The sequence below is a fragment of the Mesorhizobium waimense genome, from assembly GCF_003601975.1.
GTDB lineage: Bacteria > Pseudomonadota > Alphaproteobacteria > Rhizobiales > Rhizobiaceae > Mesorhizobium > Mesorhizobium waimense.
This window is the reverse complement of the sequence record NZ_QZWZ01000037.1, coordinates 39,932-57,625: the sequence shown is the minus strand read 5'-3', so window position 1 is coordinate 57,625 and position 17,694 is coordinate 39,932. Positions and strand designations below refer to the sequence as shown.

Sequence of the window (17,694 nt, the reverse complement as noted above, 5' to 3'; positions counted from 1 at the left end):
CGAGATAATCCTGCTCGTCTGCGCTCAGAACCAACGGCGCGGTTGGGCGGCCATTCGCGTTCGCCATAATGCGCTCCTCTCCAGAAGCGACGTAGCATACAATGTAACGAACTTCAGTTCCAGATGACTAGGTCCAGGTCGTGATTGAAACCGGCTTACAATGTCACGAAAGTGTGATCAGCCGACTGTAAGGGTCGAGTACCCGCTCCAGCCACTCCAAGAAGCCAGAGGCAAGTCCCATGACCGACCATCGCTCCCCCGACGCCCGTTTCCGCACCAGCCTGCTCGAGGAAAATGACGGCCCGGCCACCAATCCCACCGACAACCGCACCATGGGCGAGATCATCGCCTCGCGCTTCTCGCGCCGCGGTTTTCTGAAAGGTTCGCTCGCCGTCTCGGCCATCGCCGCCACCGTCAGCCCGCTGGCATTGGTCAGCGCCGACAATGCCCGCGCCGCCGAGGGTTCGGCCTTCTCCTTCGACGAGCTTGAAGCCGGCATCGACGACAAGCATCACGTCGCACCCGGTTACGATGCCGATGTGCTGTTGCGCTGGGGCGATCCGCTGTTTGCCGATTCGCCTGAATTCGACCCGACGAAACAGTCGGCCGAGGCCCAGCTGAAACAGTTCGGCTACAACAACGACTATGTCGGCTATATCCCGATCGACGGCTCTGCCGAGCACGGCCTGCTGGTCGTCAACCACGAATACACCAACTCGCACCTGATGTTTCCGGGCATCGTGAAAATCGTCGACAAGGACGGCAAGAAGGCGCTCGAAGTCGCACCGCTGAGCAAAGAACAGGTCGATGTCGAGATGGCAGCACACGGCGGCACCATCGTCGAGATCCGCAAGGACGGCGGCAAATGGCAGGTCGTGCGCGACGGCAAGCTCAACCGCCGCATCAGCTCCAACACCGAAATGGCACTGTCCGGCCCTGTTGCCGGCCATGACCGCCTCAAGACCAGCGCCGACCCGTCCGGCACCAAGGTCATCGGCACCCTCAACAATTGTGCCGGCGGCGTCACGCCCTGGGGCACCTATGTCATGGCCGAGGAGAACATCCACGGCTATTTCTCCGGCGAACTGCCGGCCGACCACAAGGAAGCCGCCAACTACAAGCGCCTCGGCATTCCCGAAGGTGCCTATGAATGGGGTGCGCACTACGACCGTTTCGATCTCGCCAAGGAGCCGAACGAGGCCAATCGCTTCGGCTGGATCGTCGAGGTCGACGTCAACGATCCGACCTCAACGCCGCGGAAGCGCACCGCCATGGGCCGCTTCAAGCATGAGGGTGCCGAATCGATCGTCGCCAAGGATGGCCGCGTCGTCTTCTATCTCGGCGACGACGAGCGCTTCGACTATGTCTACAAATTCGCCACCAAAGGCACGTTCAACCCGAACGACCGCGCCGCCAACATGAACCTGCTCGACGACGGCACGCTGCATGTCGCCAAGTTCGCCGAGGACGGCTCGGTCGAATGGCTGCCGATCGTCTTTGGCCAGGGCCCGTTGACCGCCGAGAACGGTTTTGCCGATCAGGCCGACGTGCTGATCGAGACGCGCCGCGCCGCCGACCTGCTCGGCGCCACCAAGATGGACCGCCCCGAGGACATCCAGCCCAATGCCGGCAACGGCAAGGTCTATGTCATGCTGACCAACAATTCCAAGCGCAAGGCCGAGCAGGTCGACGCTGCCAACCCGCGCGCGGAGAATGCCTTCGGCCACATCATCGAGATCGTCGAGGACGGCGGCGATTTCACTGCCACCAAGGGCAAGTGGGAAGTGCTGCTGAAGTGCGGCGATCCCTCGGTGGCCGAAGTCGGCGCCACCTTCTCGACGGCGACGACAGCCAATGGCTGGTTCGGCATGCCGGACAATTGCGCCGTCGATTCAGCCGGGCGCCTGTGGGTCGCCACCGATGGCCAGGGCCCGAAGGCCACCGGCCGCACCGATGGCCTGTGGGCGGTCGACACCGAAGGCTCGGCACGGGCGACGTCAAAGCTGTTCTTCCGCGTGCCGATCGGCGCCGAAATGTGCGGCCCGCTGTTTGCGCCGGACGACCAGACCGCTTTCGTCGCCGTCCAGCATCCGGGCGACGGTGGCGAGGACTGGGAGCCCTTCGGCCGGCCCTCCTACTATGAGGACCTGTCGACCCGCTGGCCCGATTTCAAGCCCGACATGCCGGTACGCCCGTCGGTGGTCGCCATCACCAAGCAGGGCGGCGGCAAGATCGCGGTCTGACACGGCCAGTCTGGAGAGATTGAACAATCGCAGGAGGGATTTCGGCAACCCGAAATCCCTCCTTTTTCTATTCAGGAATCTATCAAGCCTCGGGAAAGATTGGCAATTTAAGCGTGGCGCCCTAGGTCTTTATCAGGAGATCGCCATGCCGAAATCCATTTATGATCGTGGCCTGCTCAAGCCTCCTGATATCGCCAGGCTGCAGCGCGTCTTTGATGAAGCCTGCCAGCGGCGCGAAGCGCATCCCGAGTCAGCCGAGGCGCGGGAAATCGCCCTGACCCTGCTTGCACTGCATAATGCCGGCATGGTCGAGGAGGACATGCTAATGGAAGCCGTTGGTTTCCGACGGCTTGATTCAAAGTCGGCTTGATGTCCACGGGAACAGCCGCTCACGCGCCCCTATGAGCATGTTGGACCACGGCCATATTCAGCGTGCTTCTCAGCTTGAAGCCAATGGACTCGTACAGTCCTATGGCCGCGGAGTTGCTGGCGTAGGCGTGAAGGTAGGGTATTTCGCCGCGCGCCTCTATCTGGTTTGCCACGAACAGGGTCAGCAGCCTGCCCAGGCCGCGGCCGCGAAAGTCCGGATGCGAGCACACCCCGCTGAGTTCGGCATAGCCAGGTTGCTTCATGCGCTCGCCAGCCATCGCCGCAAGTCGGCCGTCGATCTTCACGCCCCAGAAATCGCCGAGGCTCAACGCCTCCAGCGTGAACGGGCCAGGCTTGGTGACCGATGCCAGGGCGAGCATGTCGGCCGCATCGTTTCGCGTCAGACGTTGCACGCGCTCGTCGGACACGATCAGCAACGGCTGTTCGGCTGTCATCTGTACCAGGCACGCGGTCGAAATCGTTGAAAGCTCCGCAGGCAAGACGATTGCATCCGCCTGGACCAGGATGGTGCTCTCGAGTGGGGGAATGAGACGACTGAGCGCCTGCAAGCTTTGCGCGTCGTCCGCGGCTGTGGCGGCGAAAGGAACGATCGACGATCGGTATCGCTTGGCGAGGTTGTCACCTTGCGCGAACATCCGATGGCGCGTCGCTAGTGCGCTCCAAATGGGACGGTCAAGCAGGTGCTTCATTGCACGACTGCCCCAGCCTTCTCGACACGACGGTCGATGGGAGCCGCCGCAAGGCCGTCCTCGATTGCGGCCAGTTGATCCAGAAGCGGCCCCGAAAGGTCTGCGCACAAATCCGCGACGGCTTTCTCGATGCGTGGCCAGACGTCGCGCTTGGCAACATCGACCAGCCGTCGACCGTTCCGGGTGAGCGAGACAATCCTGCGTCGCTGGTCATTGTTTGACTGGCTGACTTCGACCAGTCCCAGTTCGGCCAGAAGCGCCACGCTTCGCGTGACGCCCGGCTGCGCAATCCCAAGAGCCTGCGCCAGTTCACCGACCGGCAGGGCGCCGAGCCTGTCGAGCGCGGCAAGGAGCGGATACTGGCTCGACTGAACCGGCACATCCAGGCGATCGAGCACGCGCTGCGTATCCGCCTGCAACTGCTCGCCTATACGCTTCAACCTGCTGCCCAGGCACAAGAAGCCAAGAGATCGAATGACGTCTTCCATGATCAACCGGTCTACACGAAACAATAACATGATATATAACAATGCATGGAAAGTCAAAGGCCACTGCCGTAAGGCGCAACTCGAGCGAGTGATGACCCAGGGAATAGGGCCGCTGCCATCCGCCGCCTTTTGGCCGAGATTCCCCTGCAGATGGCGCCGATAGCGCCCTCTATGGCGCATGCGCGATATGATCGATAAATCAGGTCGCGTCAGTGCGACTGATTCGAGGCCCGTGGGCTGGCGGGTCTCCCTTTTCGACACGCGGATCGGCCATGCCCTCCTTGCGCATCACCATCGACAGGCTTCTTGAAGGCGCAGCACCCAAGGTTCCGCGCCAGGAGTTGTCGCATGTCGAGCGCCTGGCGCTGGTTCGCCGATATGGCGATTTCTCGCTCGCCTACTCGACCGCCGTGCAGCAGAAACTGTCCTATTTCGGTGACAGCGACGGCTACATCGCCTTCGGTACCAAGATGAAGCACCATTTCGCGCTCGGCGACCCGGTGGTGCATCCGCCTGAACGGCCCGCCTACATCAGACGTTTCGTCGAAGCCGCCGGCGGCCCATGGTTCGTGCAGATCGGCGCCGAGACCGCGCGCGTGCTGGCCTCGCTCGGCTATCAGGTCAACCGCCTGGGCATCGACACCAGGCTGCCGCTGCCCGATCATGATTTCTCCGGCAAGCGCAACGAAACGGTGCGCTATTCCGAGCGTTGGTTGCTGAAAAAGGGCTATTCCTTCGAGGAAGACAAGCGCAGCATCTTCCTCGACGAGATTGCCAGGCTCTCCGAGAACTGGCGCAGCGAGCGCATCGTCAAGCGCTGGGAGATGGGCTTCCTCAACCGGCCCTTCGCCGACCATCTCGGCGCCGACATGCGCCGTTTCGTGCTGCGCGGCCCCGATGGCGAGCTGGTCGCCCTGCTCGACTTCGATCCCCTGTTCAGCGACGGAAAGGTCATCGGCTACACCACGGCCTTCAAGCGCAAGCATGTCGACGTCACCCCGCATGCCGAGATCGGCCTGACCAAATTCGCCGTCGACCGCTTTCGCGAGGAAGGCATTTCCGTCGTCACGCTGGGTCTGTCGCCGCTGGTCGACATCGAAGCCAGCGGCTTTGCCGAATCGAGTTTTTGGCGCGGCACCTTCCAGCGCGCCTATGGTTCCGCATGGGTCAATCGCTCGAAGTTCAATTTGCAGGGCCAGGCGGCATTCAAGCGCCGCTTCCACGGCCAGGAGCAGCCGACCTATATCGCCTTCCGCAAGGGGACGCTGGTCGAGATGCTCGGCCTGCTGCGGCTGGTGAAGGCGATCTGAAGCGGCCGCCCGCTCAGTTGCGCAGCCGGTAGCCCGTCCTGAAGATCCAGGCGACGATCGCGATGCAGATCAGCAGAAAGACGACCGTCATGCCGAGGCTGATGCCGACCGAGACATCCGACTTGCCGTAAAAGCTCCAGCGGAAACCGCTGATCAGATAGACGACCGGGTTGAACAGCGTCACCGTGCGCCAGATGTCGGGCAACATGTTGATCGAATAGAAGCTGCCGCCCAGGAAGGTCAGCGGCGTGATGATCAGCAGAGGCACCAGCTGCAGTTGCTCGAAGCTCTTGGCCCAGATGCCGATGATGAAGCCGAACAGGCTGAAGGTCACGGCAGTCAGCACCAGGAAGGCGAGCATCCAGATCGGATGCTCGATGTGAAGCGGCACGAACAGCGATGCCGTTGCCAGGATGATCAGGCCGAGGATGATCGACTTGGTCGCCGCTCCACCGACATAGGCGATGACGATCTCGAGATAGGAGACCGGCGCCGACAGCAGCTCGTAGATCGAGCCGACGAATTTCGGGAAATAGATGGCGAAGGAGGCATTCGAGATCGACTGAGTCAAAAGCGACAGCATGATCAGCCCGGGCACGATGAAAGCGCCGTAGCTGATGCCGTCGATCTCGGTGATGCGCGAGCCGATGGCCGAGCCGAAGACGACGAAATAGAGCGATGTCGAGATGACCGGCGAAATGATGCTCTGCAGCGCTGTGCGAAAGGCGCGCGCCATTTCCACCCGGTAGATTGCCCAGACGGCGCGCAGGTTCATGGCTCTTGCCTCAAAAGATTGACGAAGATCTCCTCGAGCGAGCTGTTTTCCGTGTCCATGTCGCGGAAATGGATGCCGGCGGTCTCGAGGTCGCGCAGCAGCGAGGCGACGCCTGGTCGGTCGCTCTGGTTGTCATAGGTGTAGGTCAGTTGCTGGCCGTCCGGCGACAGCTCGAGCGCGTAGCGCGACAGTTTCTCGGGGATGGTGTCGAGCGGATTGCGCAGTTCCACCAACAGACGCTTGCGGCCGAGCTTGCGCATCAATTCGGCCTTGTCGTCGACCAGTATGATCTCGCCGCGGTTGATGACGCCGACACGGTCGGCCATCGCCTCGGCCTCCTCGATGTAATGCGTGGTCAGGATAATGGTGACGCCGTCCTCGCGCAGCCGCCGCACCATCTCCCACATGTCCTGCCGCAGCTCGACGTCGACGCCGGCCGTCGGCTCGTCGAGGAACAGCACGCGCGGCTCGTGCGACAGCGCCTTGGCGATCATCAGCCGGCGCTTCATGCCGCCCGACAGCGTGATCGCCTTGGCATCCTTCTTGTCCCACAGCGAGAGGTCGCGCAGCACCTTCTCGACAAATGCCGGGTTGGCCGGCTTGCCGAACAGGCCGCGGCTGTAATTCACCGTCGCCCACACGCTCTCGAAGGCGTCGATGGTCAGCTCCTGCGGCACCAGCCCGATCAGGCTGCGCGCGGCGCGATAGTCCCGGTTGATATCGTTCCCGTCGACTGTGACGGTACCGGACGAGCGGTTGACGATGCCGCAGACGATTGAGATCAGCGTCGTCTTGCCGGCACCGTTCGGCCCGAGCAGCGCGAAGATTTCGCCGCGCTTGATGTGGAGGTTGATTTCCTTGAGCGCCTGGAAACCGGTGGCGTAGGTCTTGGTGACCCCAGAAATCGATATGATTGATGGCATGGCTGAAAACGGCTGCCTGAAACGCGTTGTTGAGCGGAATCCGGTGAATGTCGGTGCGCGCGACCGGAAGTCAATGCCGCTCCTGACAGTTCTGGCCATTGCCAGTGTGTACAACTGACGATTTGCAGCCGGATGCTGCAACAACGCGCCCCGCGTGACGCCAAGCCGCTTTGACCCAGTCGGGCTTGCGCCTTATTCTCTGACAATAAGCAGCAGCCGGAGCCCGCCATGGACCCGCTCATTCTGTCGCGCATCCAGTTCGGCGCGAATATTTCGTTCCATATCCTGTTTCCGGCGATCACCATCGCGCTTGGCTGGGTGCTCTTGTTCTTCAAGCTGCGTTACAATGCGACCGGCGATTCCGCGTGGATGCGGGCCTATTTCACCTGGGTGAAGGTGTTCGCACTGTCCTTCGCCATGGGCGTGGTCTCCGGCGTCACCATGAGCTTCCAGTTCGGCACCAACTGGCCGGGCTACATGAAAACTGTCGGCAACATCGCCGGCCCGCTGCTCGCCTATGAGATCCTGACCGCCTTCTTCCTCGAGGCGGCCTTCCTCGGCATCATGCTGTTCGGCTTCCGCCGCGTCTCCAACCGCATCCATACGCTGGCAACGGTGCTGGTGGCCGGCGGCACCACGGTCTCCGCCTTCTGGATCATCGCGCTGAATTCCTGGATGCAGACGCCAGCCGGCTTCGAGATGCGCGACGGCGTCGCGCACGCCGTCGACTGGTGGGCGATCGTCTTCAATCCGTCCATGCCGTACCGGCTCGTCCACATGCTGTTAGCCTCCGGCCTGACGGTGTCCTTCCTGATCGCCGGCCTGTCGGCGCTGCGCTATCTCTACGGCGACCGTTCCGAATCGATGTGGAAGGCGCTGCGCACCGGCGTCTTCACCGCCGCGATGCTCATTCCGATCCAGATCTTCGCCGGCGACCAGCACGGCCTCAACACGCTGGAGCACCAGCCGCAGAAGATAGCCGCCATGGAGGCCAACTGGAACACCGGCCCCAACGTGCCGCTGGTCCTGTTCGCGCTCCCCGACGAAGCGGCCAGGGAAAACAGGTTCGAGATCGCCATCCCCGACGGCGCCAGCCTTGTCCTCCGCCACAGCACCAGTGGCGTGGTGCCGGGCCTCAACGACTATCCCGGCAACCATCCGCCGGTCTTCCCGGTGTTCTGGGGCTTTCGCATCATGGTCGGCACCGGCGTCCTGATGCTGATCGTCTCCTGGTCGGCCGCCTTCTTCCTCAAGCGCCGTCACAGCCTGCCGAAGCCGCTGGCCCTGATCATGGTGCCGATGGGGCTGTCCGGCTGGTTGGCCACACTTGCCGGCTGGTACACGACCGAGATCGGCCGCCAGCCCTGGCTGGTCACCGGAGTCCTGAAGACCGCCGACGCCGTCGGCCCGGTCGCCGGCAGCCATGTCGCGCTGACGCTGGCCGTCTATCTCATCCTCTATGTGCTGCTTCTGATCGCCTATCTCGGCGTGCTGGTGCACCTGGCGCTGAAGGCGGCCAAGGATGGCGACGCCTCGCCGCTGCCCGGCGTCATGAATGCGGCATTGTCGCAACCGGCAGTCAGTGAATAAGGGGACAGACCAATGACCTTCGACTGGCCAACCGCGCTCCCCCTGATCTTCGCCAGCCTGATGGGCCTCGCCATCCTGATCTACGTCATCCTTGACGGCTTCGACCTCGGCATCGGCATTCTGTTCGCGGCCGCCGAGGATGCCGAGCAGGACACGATGATCGCCGCCATCGGTCCGTTCTGGGACGCCAACGAGACCTGGCTGGTGCTGGCCGTCGGCCTGCTGCTGGTCGCCTTCCCGCTGGCGCACGGCACCATCCTCACCGCGCTCTACATTCCGGTGTTCCTGCTGCTTCTCGGCCTCATCCTGCGCGGCGTCGCCTTCGATTTCCGCGCCAAGGTGCCGGCCGGCAGGAAGCACCGCTGGAACCGCATCTTCTTCCTCGGCTCGATCATCGCCTCGCTGGCGCAGGGCTATATGCTGGGCGTCTATGTGCTCGGCCTCGATGTCGGCTTTGGCGGCATGGCCTTCGGCGCGCTGGTCGCGCTCTGCCTCGCCGCCGCCTATGCCGCGATGGGCGCCGCCTGGCTGATCTACAAGACCGAAGGCGAATTGCAGAAGAAGGCGGTGGTCTGGCTGCGCACCGCACTTGTGCTGGCGGCGCTCGGCATGCTTGCGGTGTCGCTGGCGACGCCCTTCGCCAGCCCGCGCATCTTCGACAAATGGTTCGTCTGGCCGCAAATGCTCTATCTGTCGCCGCTGCCGATCCTGTCGGCGCTGCTGTTCGTCTGGCTGTGGCGGCAGACCTTCCATCTGCCCAGGCCCGACGACCGCCACGCGCTGACGCCGTTCCTGACTCTGGCCGCCATCTTCGCGCTCGGCTTTGCCGGGCTTGCCTGGTCGTTCTACCCCTTCGTCGTGCCCGACAAGCTGACCATCTGGCAGGCGGCGTCCGCGCCCGAAAGCCTCGCCATCATCCTCGCCGGCACCGTCGTCGTGCTGCCGATCATCATCTTCTATTCTTTCTATGCGTACCGCGTGTTTGGCGGCAAGGCGACGGATTTGACGTATGATTGAGAGGGTCGGTTACTGACAGTAGTTGGCGCTAGGCCGGGAGATGTTGGCGATCCTTCGCGCCGACATCTCTAAGCGAGCATCGCCCACCTCTAACCTCAGCTCTTGCTGCTTGCCAGCACCAGCACCGGCTTCTCGCTGTACAGCGCCGGGAACAGCGCCTTCAAATTCGCCACCTTGGGCAGGTCGTTGTAGACGATGTAGGGATAGGTCGGGTTCAGCGTCAAAAAATCCTGGTGGTAGGTCTCGGCCGGATAGAAGGCCTTGCCGGTCTCCAGCGTGGTGACGATCGGCTTCGAAAACACCTTGGCCTTGTCGAGCTGGGCGATGTAGCTTTCGGCGATCCTCTTCTGCGCGTCGTTCTCGGCAAAGATGGTCGAGCGGTACTGGGTGCCGCTGTCCGGGCCCTGGTAGTTCAGCTGCGTCGGATTGTGCGCCACCGAGAAATACACCTGCAGCAGCTGGCCATAGGTCACCTTGGACGGATCGTAGGTGATCTCGACCGATTCCGCGTGGCCGGTGCGGCCAGTGCCGACCGTCTCGTAGACGGCGTTCTCCTGACTGCCGCCGGCATAGCCGGAGACGGCGCTGCTGACACCTTTGACGTGCTGGAACACACCCTGCACGCCCCAGAAGCAGCCGCCGGCGAAGACCGCCTTCTCACTGCCTGCCGATGCCTTCTCGTCTAGCGCCGGCGGCGGGATCACCACCGCGTCCTCGGCCGAGACGGCCGGGCTCTGCCACAGCGCGGCACCCGCCGCCGCCAGGATGAGGGCGGCCAGCGCGCCCCTGGCGAAATTGGCCGATCGCCGCGCGGTTTTTTCGTGAATGCCGGTCATGTCTGATCTCCCATGATGGTGTCCTATTATATGGCGGATGGTCCGCCCTTGTCTCACATTGCCGTGCGCGGTGCGCGTTCCAGCTCGGGGCCGGACCAAAAGGACCGTCCCTGACCTGGACAGGGAACGGCCATGGCCAGGGGCGGAGGCGAGCCGAAGCTAGTTGGCTGCCCCCATCGCGTCGCAGGCCTTGGTCGCCTCGTCCTTCTTCATGGCGTCGGTTGCCATGGCTGCCTTGTCCATGCAGTCCTTCTTCATCGCATCGGTCGCTATCGCCGGCTTCATCGCATTTGTGCTCATCGCATCCGGCGCCATGGCGTCCGCGGGCTTCATGGCATCGGTCGCCGGTTTCATTGCGTCCGTCGCCGGCTTCATGGCGTCGGTCGCCATGGCGTTGGCCGGCTTCATCGCATCCTCGGCGCGCGCGATGCCGCCGGCAAACAGCGTCGTCGAGCAGAGCGCGAAGGCGAGCGCCGGCAGCGTCAGGCGAGAGAAATAGGTCATGATGGTCTCCTCTGGAGGGTTGATGGCACTCGGGCCGGGAAGTGCGCCGCCGCTCCATGCGGCGCCGCGAAACTTTTGAACGGTTAATTGGTGACGGCGGCCAGGATTGGCCCGCCGCCGGGGGATTGCACCAGCACCGCGGTGCTGAGGCCGCCTGAATCGGCGGGCAGGGAAATCGTCGTCGCCTCGCCGGTCCAGCTGCCGAGCTTCTTCAGCGCATGCACGACATTGGCGTGCGGCAAGGTGCGGCCGGTGTTTTCGCCTCGAGCCACCGGCACCTCGACGACGCCCTGGCGGTAGCGCACCAGCCAGACATCGGCGCGGCCGGCAGGCGCCTTGCCGGCGCCGATGGCGATCTTGCCGTCGTCGAGCGACAGCGACGGGCCCTTTATGCGGCCGCTGCGGGCAATCAGCTGTTCGATCTCGCCGGGACGGGCGCCGACCGTGTCGGCATCGCCATTGACCACCACTTGCGGCGTGAACGGGCCGGAGCGGCCGAGCGCCGGCTCATAGTTCACCTGGCGCTGCGTGAATTCTTCTCTGCCGAACGTGTCCTTCCAGCCGAGATAGTCCCAGTAGGTGACGTTGAACGACAGCGCCAAGACGCCGGAACGGTCCTTGACCTTGATCAGATTGGCGTTGGCCGGCGGGCATGACGAGCAGCCCTGGCTGGTGAACAGCTCGACCACGGTGAGCGGTTGGGCAGAGGCGGCACCCGTTGCGGCGAGAGCCAGCAGCGCCGCACCGGCGCCAAGCCGCATCGCGCCCCTTTTCGCCTTTGATCCAGTCATTTTGGGTCTCCGTTGCAAGCTGGGGCCATGACAACGGTTTCGCCGGCGCGCGGAGCTTCGTTACATCGTTCACCGCTTCGTGATTGAGTGCGTTCTTACGTGTGCAACGCTGGAGGTTGGCGAAAGCCGAGGCGACATCCGATCTCCCCACCTGTAGGGGAGATGTCCGGCAGGACAGAGGGAGGCGCCGTAGAGCGCCAACCGCCGCACGATTGAACGACCGTGATCGTGCAACGGTGGAAGGATTTTCAGATGGTCGAAGAAACTTTGGGCCTCCGGATATCGAAGGCGGAGATCATGGACACTGGCAAAGTCGGCGGGACGGCGCCCCCCTCTGGCCTGCCGGCCATCTCCCCCACGAGGGGGGAGATCGGCAGTTCAGGCAGCCGCCCCCCTACTGCGTCAGCACCGTATCCGAAGGTCGCTGGTTGAAGTCGCACTTGCCGGTCACGGTGTAGAAGAAGTCGGCGTTGCTGACCGGTGCCGGAACCGTGTTGCCGCCGTCCTCCCAGGCCTGGTAGCCCGGCTGGCCGCAGGGCACGGCGGTGAAGATGTCGACGGTCTTGCCGGTTGCGATCTCGGGCATGTCGGTCGGGCTTGTGCCGATATAGAGCCGGTTGGAGGTGGCCGGATCGTTCGACTTCAGGATCTTCGGCGAGCCGGACGGCACGTCCATCTGCAGATAGAGGCTGCTCATCTGGCTGACGTCGACCACGGCGCCGGCGCCATTGGCGGGATACATGGTATCGACACAGCCATATTTGGTGCCGCTCGAATCCGTCTGGATGGCCGTTCCGGCGGGCAGGGTCTTCTGGAGGTCCTTCGTCTTGCCGACCACGCAGACCTGTTTCTGGACCGTCGTGGTGATGTCGGCGCCGCCTGAGTTGGTGATGGTGTCCACGATGGTCGTGCCGTAGCCTTTGGGATCGCCGGTCTTGTCATAGGTATAGGTGATCGTCATCAGCGGCTTGGCGTCGGTCGCACCGAACTTCGTGCCGTAGAGCGTCATTGTCTTGTTCCAGTAGCCCGACACCTTTGTGACCTTGAACGTGGTCTGCACCAGCGCCGGCCGCTTGCGCACCGCCGCCCCGACGGCGACCGGCACCGTGTCGATCCTGGCGATCTGCATGAAGTTGGTCGGCATCGGATAGCTGGCCGACGCCCTGGCGGTGGCGGTGCCGTTGGCGGCGATGTCGAAGCTGTCGAGCTTGGCGGTGCCTTGGCCGCCATTGGCGGCGAAGGCCTGCTCCAGCGCCGTCTGGCGATCGCCATTAGAGGTGCCGGACGGCATCGTGATGATCGACAGGATCGCCGCATCCAGCGCGTTCTGCATGTTGCCCCGTGTCTGCACGGCCGAGGTGTAGTCGACCGAAAAGCCGACAGCGAGCGCCAGCGGGATCAAGGCCATGATGAAGACGGGCACGAGCGAGCCGCTGGTCGAGCGGAAAAAGCGTATTGCTGATCTGAATGGGTGGACGAACATTTGAAGGCCCCCGAAACCACGGCAGCATGCCGGGCTGTCACGCAAGGCGCGGATCATGCCCTAAAGGAGTGGATTAAAGTTTAAGCAGTTCCGCATGTTCGCAGCGGGCGCATTGCTGGTAGCGTCGGCGATCCGTCCAACACCCCTCATCCGTCTCGGCGCTGCGCGCCGACCCACCGCCCTGGGCGAGTCACGGGCCGCGCCCGCCCTTCGGGCCCCACAAGGGGAGAAGGGAAAGGGCCGCCCCGCTTGCCCCTGCAACCCGCCCCTGCTAAAGGCCGCCGCATGACCACCCCTCTCGACCACATCCGCAATTTCTCCATCGTCGCCCACATCGACCATGGCAAATCCACGCTTGCCGACCGGCTGATCCAGTCCACCGGCGGGCTGGAGCTGCGCGACATGAAGGAGCAGGTGCTGGACTCGATGGACATCGAGCGCGAGCGCGGCATCACCATCAAGGCGCAGACGGTGCGGCTGAAATACCGCGCCAACAATGGCGAGGACTATATCCTCAACCTGATCGACACGCCCGGCCATGTCGACTTCGCCTATGAAGTGTCGCGTTCGCTGGCCGCCTGCGAGGGCTCGCTGCTGGTGGTTGACGCGAGCCAAGGCGTCGAGGCGCAGACGCTGGCCAATGTCTATCAGGCGATCGACAACAACCACGAGATCGTCGTGGTGCTGAACAAGGTCGACCTGCCGGCCGCCGAGCCCGAGCGCATCCGCGAGCAGGTCGAGGAGGTGATCGGCATCGACGCCTCCAACGCCGTGCTGATCTCGGCCAAGACCGGGCTGGGCATTCCCGACGTGCTCGAGGCCATCGTCCACCAATTGCCGCCTCCGCGCGAAGGCGATGTTGCCGCACCGCTGAAGGCGATGCTGGTCGACAGCTGGTACGACGCCTATCTCGGCGTCATCGTGCTGGTGCGCATCATCGACGGCGTGCTGAAGAAGGGCCAGACCATCCGCATGATGGGCACCGGCGCGAAATACCTGGTCGAGCGCACCGGCGTCTTCACCCCTGCCCGCATCAATGTCGACGAGCTCGGCCCCGGCGAGTTCGGCTTCTTCACCGGCTCGATCAAGGAAGTGGCCGACACCCGCGTCGGCGACACCATCACCGAGGACAGGCGCTCCACAGCGCAGGCGCTGCCCGGCTTCAAGCCGGCGCAGCCGGTGGTGTTCTGCGGCCTGTTCCCGGTCGACGCCGCCGATTTCGAGGATCTGCGCGCCGCCGTCGGCAAGCTGCGCCTCAACGACGCCTCCTTCTCCTACGAAATGGAAACCAGCGCCGCGCTCGGCTTCGGCTATCGCTGCGGCTTCCTTGGCCTATTGCATCTCGAGATCATCCAGGAGCGGCTGGAGCGCGAGTTCAACCTCGACCTCATCGCCACCGCGCCGAGCGTCGTCTACCGCCTGGCTCTCAATGACGGTTCGGTCAAGGAACTGCACAACCCGGCCGACATGCCCGACGTGGTGAAAATCTCGGCCATCGAGGAGCCGTGGATCCGCGCCACCATTTTGACGCCCGACGATTATCTCGGCGGCATTCTAAAGCTCTGCCAGGACCGGCGCGGCATCCAGGCCGACCTATCTTATGTCGGCAAGCGCGCCATGCTGACCTACGACCTGCCGCTCAACGAAGTCGTGTTCGATTTCTATGACCGGCTGAAGTCGATCTCCAAGGGCTACGCCTCCTTCGACTATCATTTGACCGACTACAAGGAAGGCGACCTGGTGAAAATGTCGATCCTGGTCAATGAGGAGCCGGTCGACGCGCTGTCCATGCTGGTCCACCGCACGGCGGCGGAAAAGCGCGGCCGCCAGATGTGCGAGAAGCTGAAGGAGCTGATCCCGCACCATTTGTTCAAGATCCCGATCCAGGCCGCAATAGGCGGCAAGGTCATCGCCCGCGAAACCATCTCGGCGTTGCGCAAGGATGTCACCGCCAAGTGCTACGGCGGCGACGTCTCGCGCAAGCGCAAGCTGCTCGACAAGCAGAAAGAGGGCAAGAAGCGCATGCGCCAGTTCGGCAAGGTGGATATCCCGCAGGAGGCGTTTATCCAGGCGCTGAAGATGGGGGATTGAGAAGCCGGTTGGCGCGCGCAGCGCGCCAAGCCATCGATCCAGTGAATCGATAGCAGGCTTCGAAAGCGGGGAAGCTGCCGGAGGCAGCGGGCCCCCCCGCCAGCGCGGCGCTGACGCTGCACGGTGGAGATTAGCCGCTCGGCTGTCGTTCCACGTCATTCGGACGAAGCTTCCGAGGACTTGCGTTCCATGTACTGGTCGGTTCGCTCGTCACAGTTTTGCCAGACCCGGGCGAACCCGTAGCGGCTCGGTAGGTCACTGTCCCCGTTCCGTGCCACATAATGAACGGCGCATCCCTGACGGTGATGTCCTTCACCGTCTTCAAAAATGATCTGGACGACGACCCACCCTTGGAGAACACCGCACGTTGGCGTATCCTCGCCCCGGCTTGGGGAGACATCAAATGCGCTCCAATCCTCTGGATACAGTTGCCGCGATTGGCCTCGCCATCGGCGGCGCTTTTGGCCTTGCCGGCACCTTCGTGGAAAGTGCTCCGCTGCGCGAAACACTCTGGACGATCGACGGCGTGGCGCTCGTGGTGGCGACGGCACTGCTGACGATGAAATACCAGCGGCTGAGCAATGACCTCGTCGCGGCCGGCTTCCTGACCTTCGTCGCCGGCGAGAGCCTGCTGCTGGCAGGCAATGCGGCGGGCCTCCAGGCCAGCGTTCCTTCCTATGTCGGCGGCATCTCGCTCTGGGCGGCCGCCCTCGTCTTGATCAGCGCGCCGAAGACCTTTGCCCTGTGGATGCGTCTCACCGGCTTTATTGCCGCCATTCTGTTTGCCGTGACTGTGGGCATGGTCCTCTGGGGCGCGCCCTTGCTGCCGACCTCGTCACCCCTGCCCGCCGCCGGCTATCCGTTCTTGGTGCTGACCTTCATCGGCTGGATCTTGACGCTGATGAAGACTGAGCGGTGAGCGGCAAAAAATGTCCGCGCCGCTCGAACTCCGCAACAGCGTAACGGGAAAGATCTTTCCTGCCATCGGGCCGTTCATCATCGGCGCGATGTTCGGCCTCGGCGCGCTGCAGGGGCTGGCGTCGGGCGCCGATGGCGGTCACGTGCTGGTCATCGCGCTGCTGGCGCTGGCTTGCCTGGGGCTCGGCTTCTTCATCGCGCGCGGCGCCTTCGACACTTCGGTCAAGGTCGTGCTCGACGAAGAGGGCTTTCGCGACCGCCGCGCCGGCGACGTGCTGGTGCCCTGGCACAAGGTGCACAGCGTGCGCCTCACCTCCGGCAAGGGCTCGGCGATGCTCAATTTCGAACTGACCGAGGAGCCGCCCGACGCAATCAAATACGCGCCGACCAATGCGCTGAACCGGATCCTGCCCTTCGGCAAGACCACCGTGCACATGGAGGTCTCCTCGCTCGATGTCCGTGGCGATGATATGATCGACGCGATCCGGCAACTGGCGCCGCATGTGGTGGTGATGCGGTAGGGCGCCCCGCATGTGGCAGTCGGCCGCCGATCGTGCGAGCTTGTGTCTCCCTCCCCGGAACCCACCGCCATGATTCGCCTCGCCCTTCTTGCCCTTCTCCTTGCCACCCCGGCGCATGCCGCCGAGATGGCGTTCTTCGTCAAGAACCTGCGCCAGCAGGCGGTGGCGGTCGAGCTGTTCAGCCGCGACCGCGAGACGGTCTGGCCGGGCGGCGACAGCGTGTTCCTGATCCAGCCGGGCTCGCAGAAGTCGATGCCGATCTCCTGCAATCCCGGCGAAAACATCTGCTACGGCGCCTGGGTCAACGGCAACGACCAGGTCTCCGCCGGCGTCGGCCCGGACAATGACCTATCCTGCGACAATTGCTGCTTCATCTGCGTGGAGAAGACCACGGAAACGATCGATTTGGTGGAGTAGCGCCGACCGCTATCCCCAAAATCACCCCGGGGATTACTCCAATCCCTCCCTTCCTCACCCCCACATCGCATGCGATGATTCACCCCTCGGCCGTGGGGGCCGATTCTCATCCCAGGGGGTTTTATGTCTTTCGCCTTTCCGCGCCGCATCGTCGTCGCACTCTCGCTCGCGTCCCTGTTCGCGCCCGCCGCCCATGCCGGCGATGTCACCTTCGAGATCAAGAACAGCCATCCCAACGCCATGCGCGTCGAGCTCTACAGCCAGGACCGCGACTATGTCTGGCCGGGCGATGGCAAAGATTTCTATCTCGACGACGGAGAGACCAAGCAGCTGCCGATCTCCTGCGAGGAGGGCGAGTCGATCTGCTACGGCGCCTGGGTCGATGGCGACGAGGCGACCTATTGGGGCGTCGGCCCCAACAACAAGGAAAAATGCGACGACTGCTGCTACACCTGCAGCGGCGGCGAGACCGAGGAAATCGACCTGGTGGAATAGGGCTGGTCTTCCCTTCTCCCCCTGTGGGAGAAGTCGGATGAGGGGTGAGTGACGGATCGCGGCACTGAAGGCGTAAGCACCTCACTTCCTTCGATTTCTAGCGTTGAGTTTCTTCCAACACCCCTCGTCTCGGCGCTGCGCGCCGATCCACCTTCCCCCACAAGGGGGAAGGTAAACGCGCCTAGCCGCTTGACGCTTTTCGCTCCTCAGTCC

Annotated in this window: 18 protein-coding genes; 10 read left to right on the top strand and 8 right to left on the bottom strand. The window is 63.5% G+C overall.

Features of this window, described 5'->3' with window-relative positions:
* Positions 1-239 precede the first annotated feature (239 nt).
* Complete coding sequence (locus D3227_RS30830; protein WP_120017978.1) at positions 240-2,243, top strand: PhoX family protein; 2,004 nt, start codon at positions 240-242, stop codon at positions 2,241-2,243.
* A gap of 19 nt (positions 2,244-2,262) precedes the next feature.
* Positions 2,263-2,613: a hypothetical protein gene (locus tag D3227_RS43070; RefSeq protein ID WP_245451937.1), complete on the top strand. Its 351-nt coding sequence runs from the start codon at positions 2,263-2,265 to the stop codon at positions 2,611-2,613.
* 19 nt (positions 2,614-2,632) lie between these two features.
* On the opposite strand, the gene D3227_RS30820 is transcribed toward D3227_RS43070, so the two are convergent.
* Positions 2,633-3,322 carry a GNAT family N-acetyltransferase gene (locus tag D3227_RS30820; RefSeq protein WP_120017976.1) on the bottom strand — a complete coding sequence of 230 codons (690 nt, stop codon included), beginning with the start codon at positions 3,320-3,322 and terminating at the stop codon, positions 2,633-2,635.
* On the bottom strand, positions 3,319-3,810 hold the full coding sequence (locus D3227_RS30815; protein ID WP_120017983.1) for a MarR family winged helix-turn-helix transcriptional regulator: 492 nt from the start codon (positions 3,808-3,810) through the stop codon (positions 3,319-3,321). Before D3227_RS30815 ends, D3227_RS30820 begins: the two co-directional genes overlap by 4 nt.
* Before the next feature lie 272 nt (positions 3,811-4,082).
* On the opposite strand from D3227_RS30815, the gene D3227_RS30810 reads away from it, so the two are divergent.
* Positions 4,083-5,120, top strand: a complete 1,038-nt coding sequence (locus tag D3227_RS30810; protein WP_120017975.1) for a phosphatidylglycerol lysyltransferase domain-containing protein — start codon at positions 4,083-4,085, stop codon at positions 5,118-5,120.
* Positions 5,121-5,133: 13 nt separating this feature from the next.
* On the opposite strand, the gene D3227_RS30805 is transcribed toward D3227_RS30810, so the two are convergent.
* Both D3227_RS30805 and D3227_RS30800 read right to left on the bottom strand, forming a co-directional pair.
* On the bottom strand, positions 5,134-5,895 hold the full coding sequence (locus tag D3227_RS30805; RefSeq protein WP_120017974.1) for an ABC transporter permease: 762 nt from the start codon (positions 5,893-5,895) through the stop codon (positions 5,134-5,136).
* Positions 5,892-6,818, bottom strand: a complete 927-nt coding sequence (locus tag D3227_RS30800; RefSeq protein WP_120017973.1) for an ABC transporter ATP-binding protein — start codon at positions 6,816-6,818, stop codon at positions 5,892-5,894. Before D3227_RS30800 ends, D3227_RS30805 begins: the two co-directional genes overlap by 4 nt.
* A gap of 228 nt (positions 6,819-7,046) precedes the next feature.
* On the opposite strand from D3227_RS30800, the gene D3227_RS30795 reads away from it, so the two are divergent.
* Positions 7,047-8,408, top strand: coding sequence for a cytochrome ubiquinol oxidase subunit I (locus tag D3227_RS30795; RefSeq protein WP_120017972.1), 1,362 nt, complete (start codon positions 7,047-7,049; stop codon positions 8,406-8,408).
* A 12-nt stretch (positions 8,409-8,420) separates the two neighbouring features.
* Positions 8,421-9,425 (top strand): cytochrome d ubiquinol oxidase subunit II, encoded by a 1,005-nt coding sequence (locus D3227_RS30790; protein ID WP_120017971.1) that lies wholly within the window; start codon positions 8,421-8,423, stop codon positions 9,423-9,425.
* A gap of 95 nt (positions 9,426-9,520) precedes the next feature.
* On the opposite strand, the gene msrA is transcribed toward D3227_RS30790, so the two are convergent.
* The 4 genes from msrA to D3227_RS30770 form a co-directional block, all read right to left on the bottom strand.
* On the bottom strand, positions 9,521-10,261 hold the full coding sequence (gene msrA / locus D3227_RS30785) for a peptide-methionine (S)-S-oxide reductase MsrA (protein WP_120017970.1): 741 nt from the start codon (positions 10,259-10,261) through the stop codon (positions 9,521-9,523).
* A 159-nt stretch (positions 10,262-10,420) separates the two neighbouring features.
* Positions 10,421-10,765: a hypothetical protein gene (locus D3227_RS30780; protein ID WP_120017969.1), complete on the bottom strand. Its 345-nt coding sequence runs from the start codon at positions 10,763-10,765 to the stop codon at positions 10,421-10,423.
* Positions 10,766-10,848: 83 nt separating this feature from the next.
* A complete protein-coding gene (locus tag D3227_RS30775) occupies positions 10,849-11,556 on the bottom strand; it encodes a DUF1223 domain-containing protein (protein WP_120017968.1) in 708 nt (235 codons plus the stop codon).
* A gap of 394 nt (positions 11,557-11,950) precedes the next feature.
* Entirely contained in the window at positions 11,951-13,039 is a 1,089-nt protein-coding gene (locus D3227_RS30770; protein WP_120017967.1) for a TadE/TadG family type IV pilus assembly protein, read from the bottom strand.
* A 285-nt stretch (positions 13,040-13,324) separates the two neighbouring features.
* On the opposite strand from D3227_RS30770, the gene lepA reads away from it, so the two are divergent.
* The 5 genes from lepA to D3227_RS30740 all read left to right on the top strand — a co-directional run bounded on the left by lepA (position 13,325) and on the right by D3227_RS30740 (position 17,481).
* Positions 13,325-15,130 carry a translation elongation factor 4 gene (gene lepA / locus D3227_RS30765; protein ID WP_120017966.1) on the top strand — a complete coding sequence of 602 codons (1,806 nt, stop codon included), beginning with the start codon at positions 13,325-13,327 and terminating at the stop codon, positions 15,128-15,130.
* Positions 15,131-15,533: 403 nt separating this feature from the next.
* Positions 15,534-16,049: a hypothetical protein gene (locus tag D3227_RS41880; protein ID WP_167480923.1), complete on the top strand. Its 516-nt coding sequence runs from the start codon at positions 15,534-15,536 to the stop codon at positions 16,047-16,049.
* A 10-nt stretch (positions 16,050-16,059) separates the two neighbouring features.
* Positions 16,060-16,569 carry a hypothetical protein gene (locus D3227_RS30750; protein ID WP_120017965.1) on the top strand — a complete coding sequence of 170 codons (510 nt, stop codon included), beginning with the start codon at positions 16,060-16,062 and terminating at the stop codon, positions 16,567-16,569.
* Between the two features lie 69 nt (positions 16,570-16,638).
* The gene (locus D3227_RS30745; RefSeq protein WP_120017964.1) at positions 16,639-16,986 is read left to right on the top strand and encodes a hypothetical protein; all 348 of its coding nucleotides are present in this window, start codon (positions 16,639-16,641) and stop codon (positions 16,984-16,986) included.
* Between the two features lie 123 nt (positions 16,987-17,109).
* Entirely contained in the window at positions 17,110-17,481 is a 372-nt protein-coding gene (locus tag D3227_RS30740; protein WP_120017963.1) for a hypothetical protein, read from the top strand.
* Positions 17,482-17,694 lie beyond the last annotated feature (213 nt).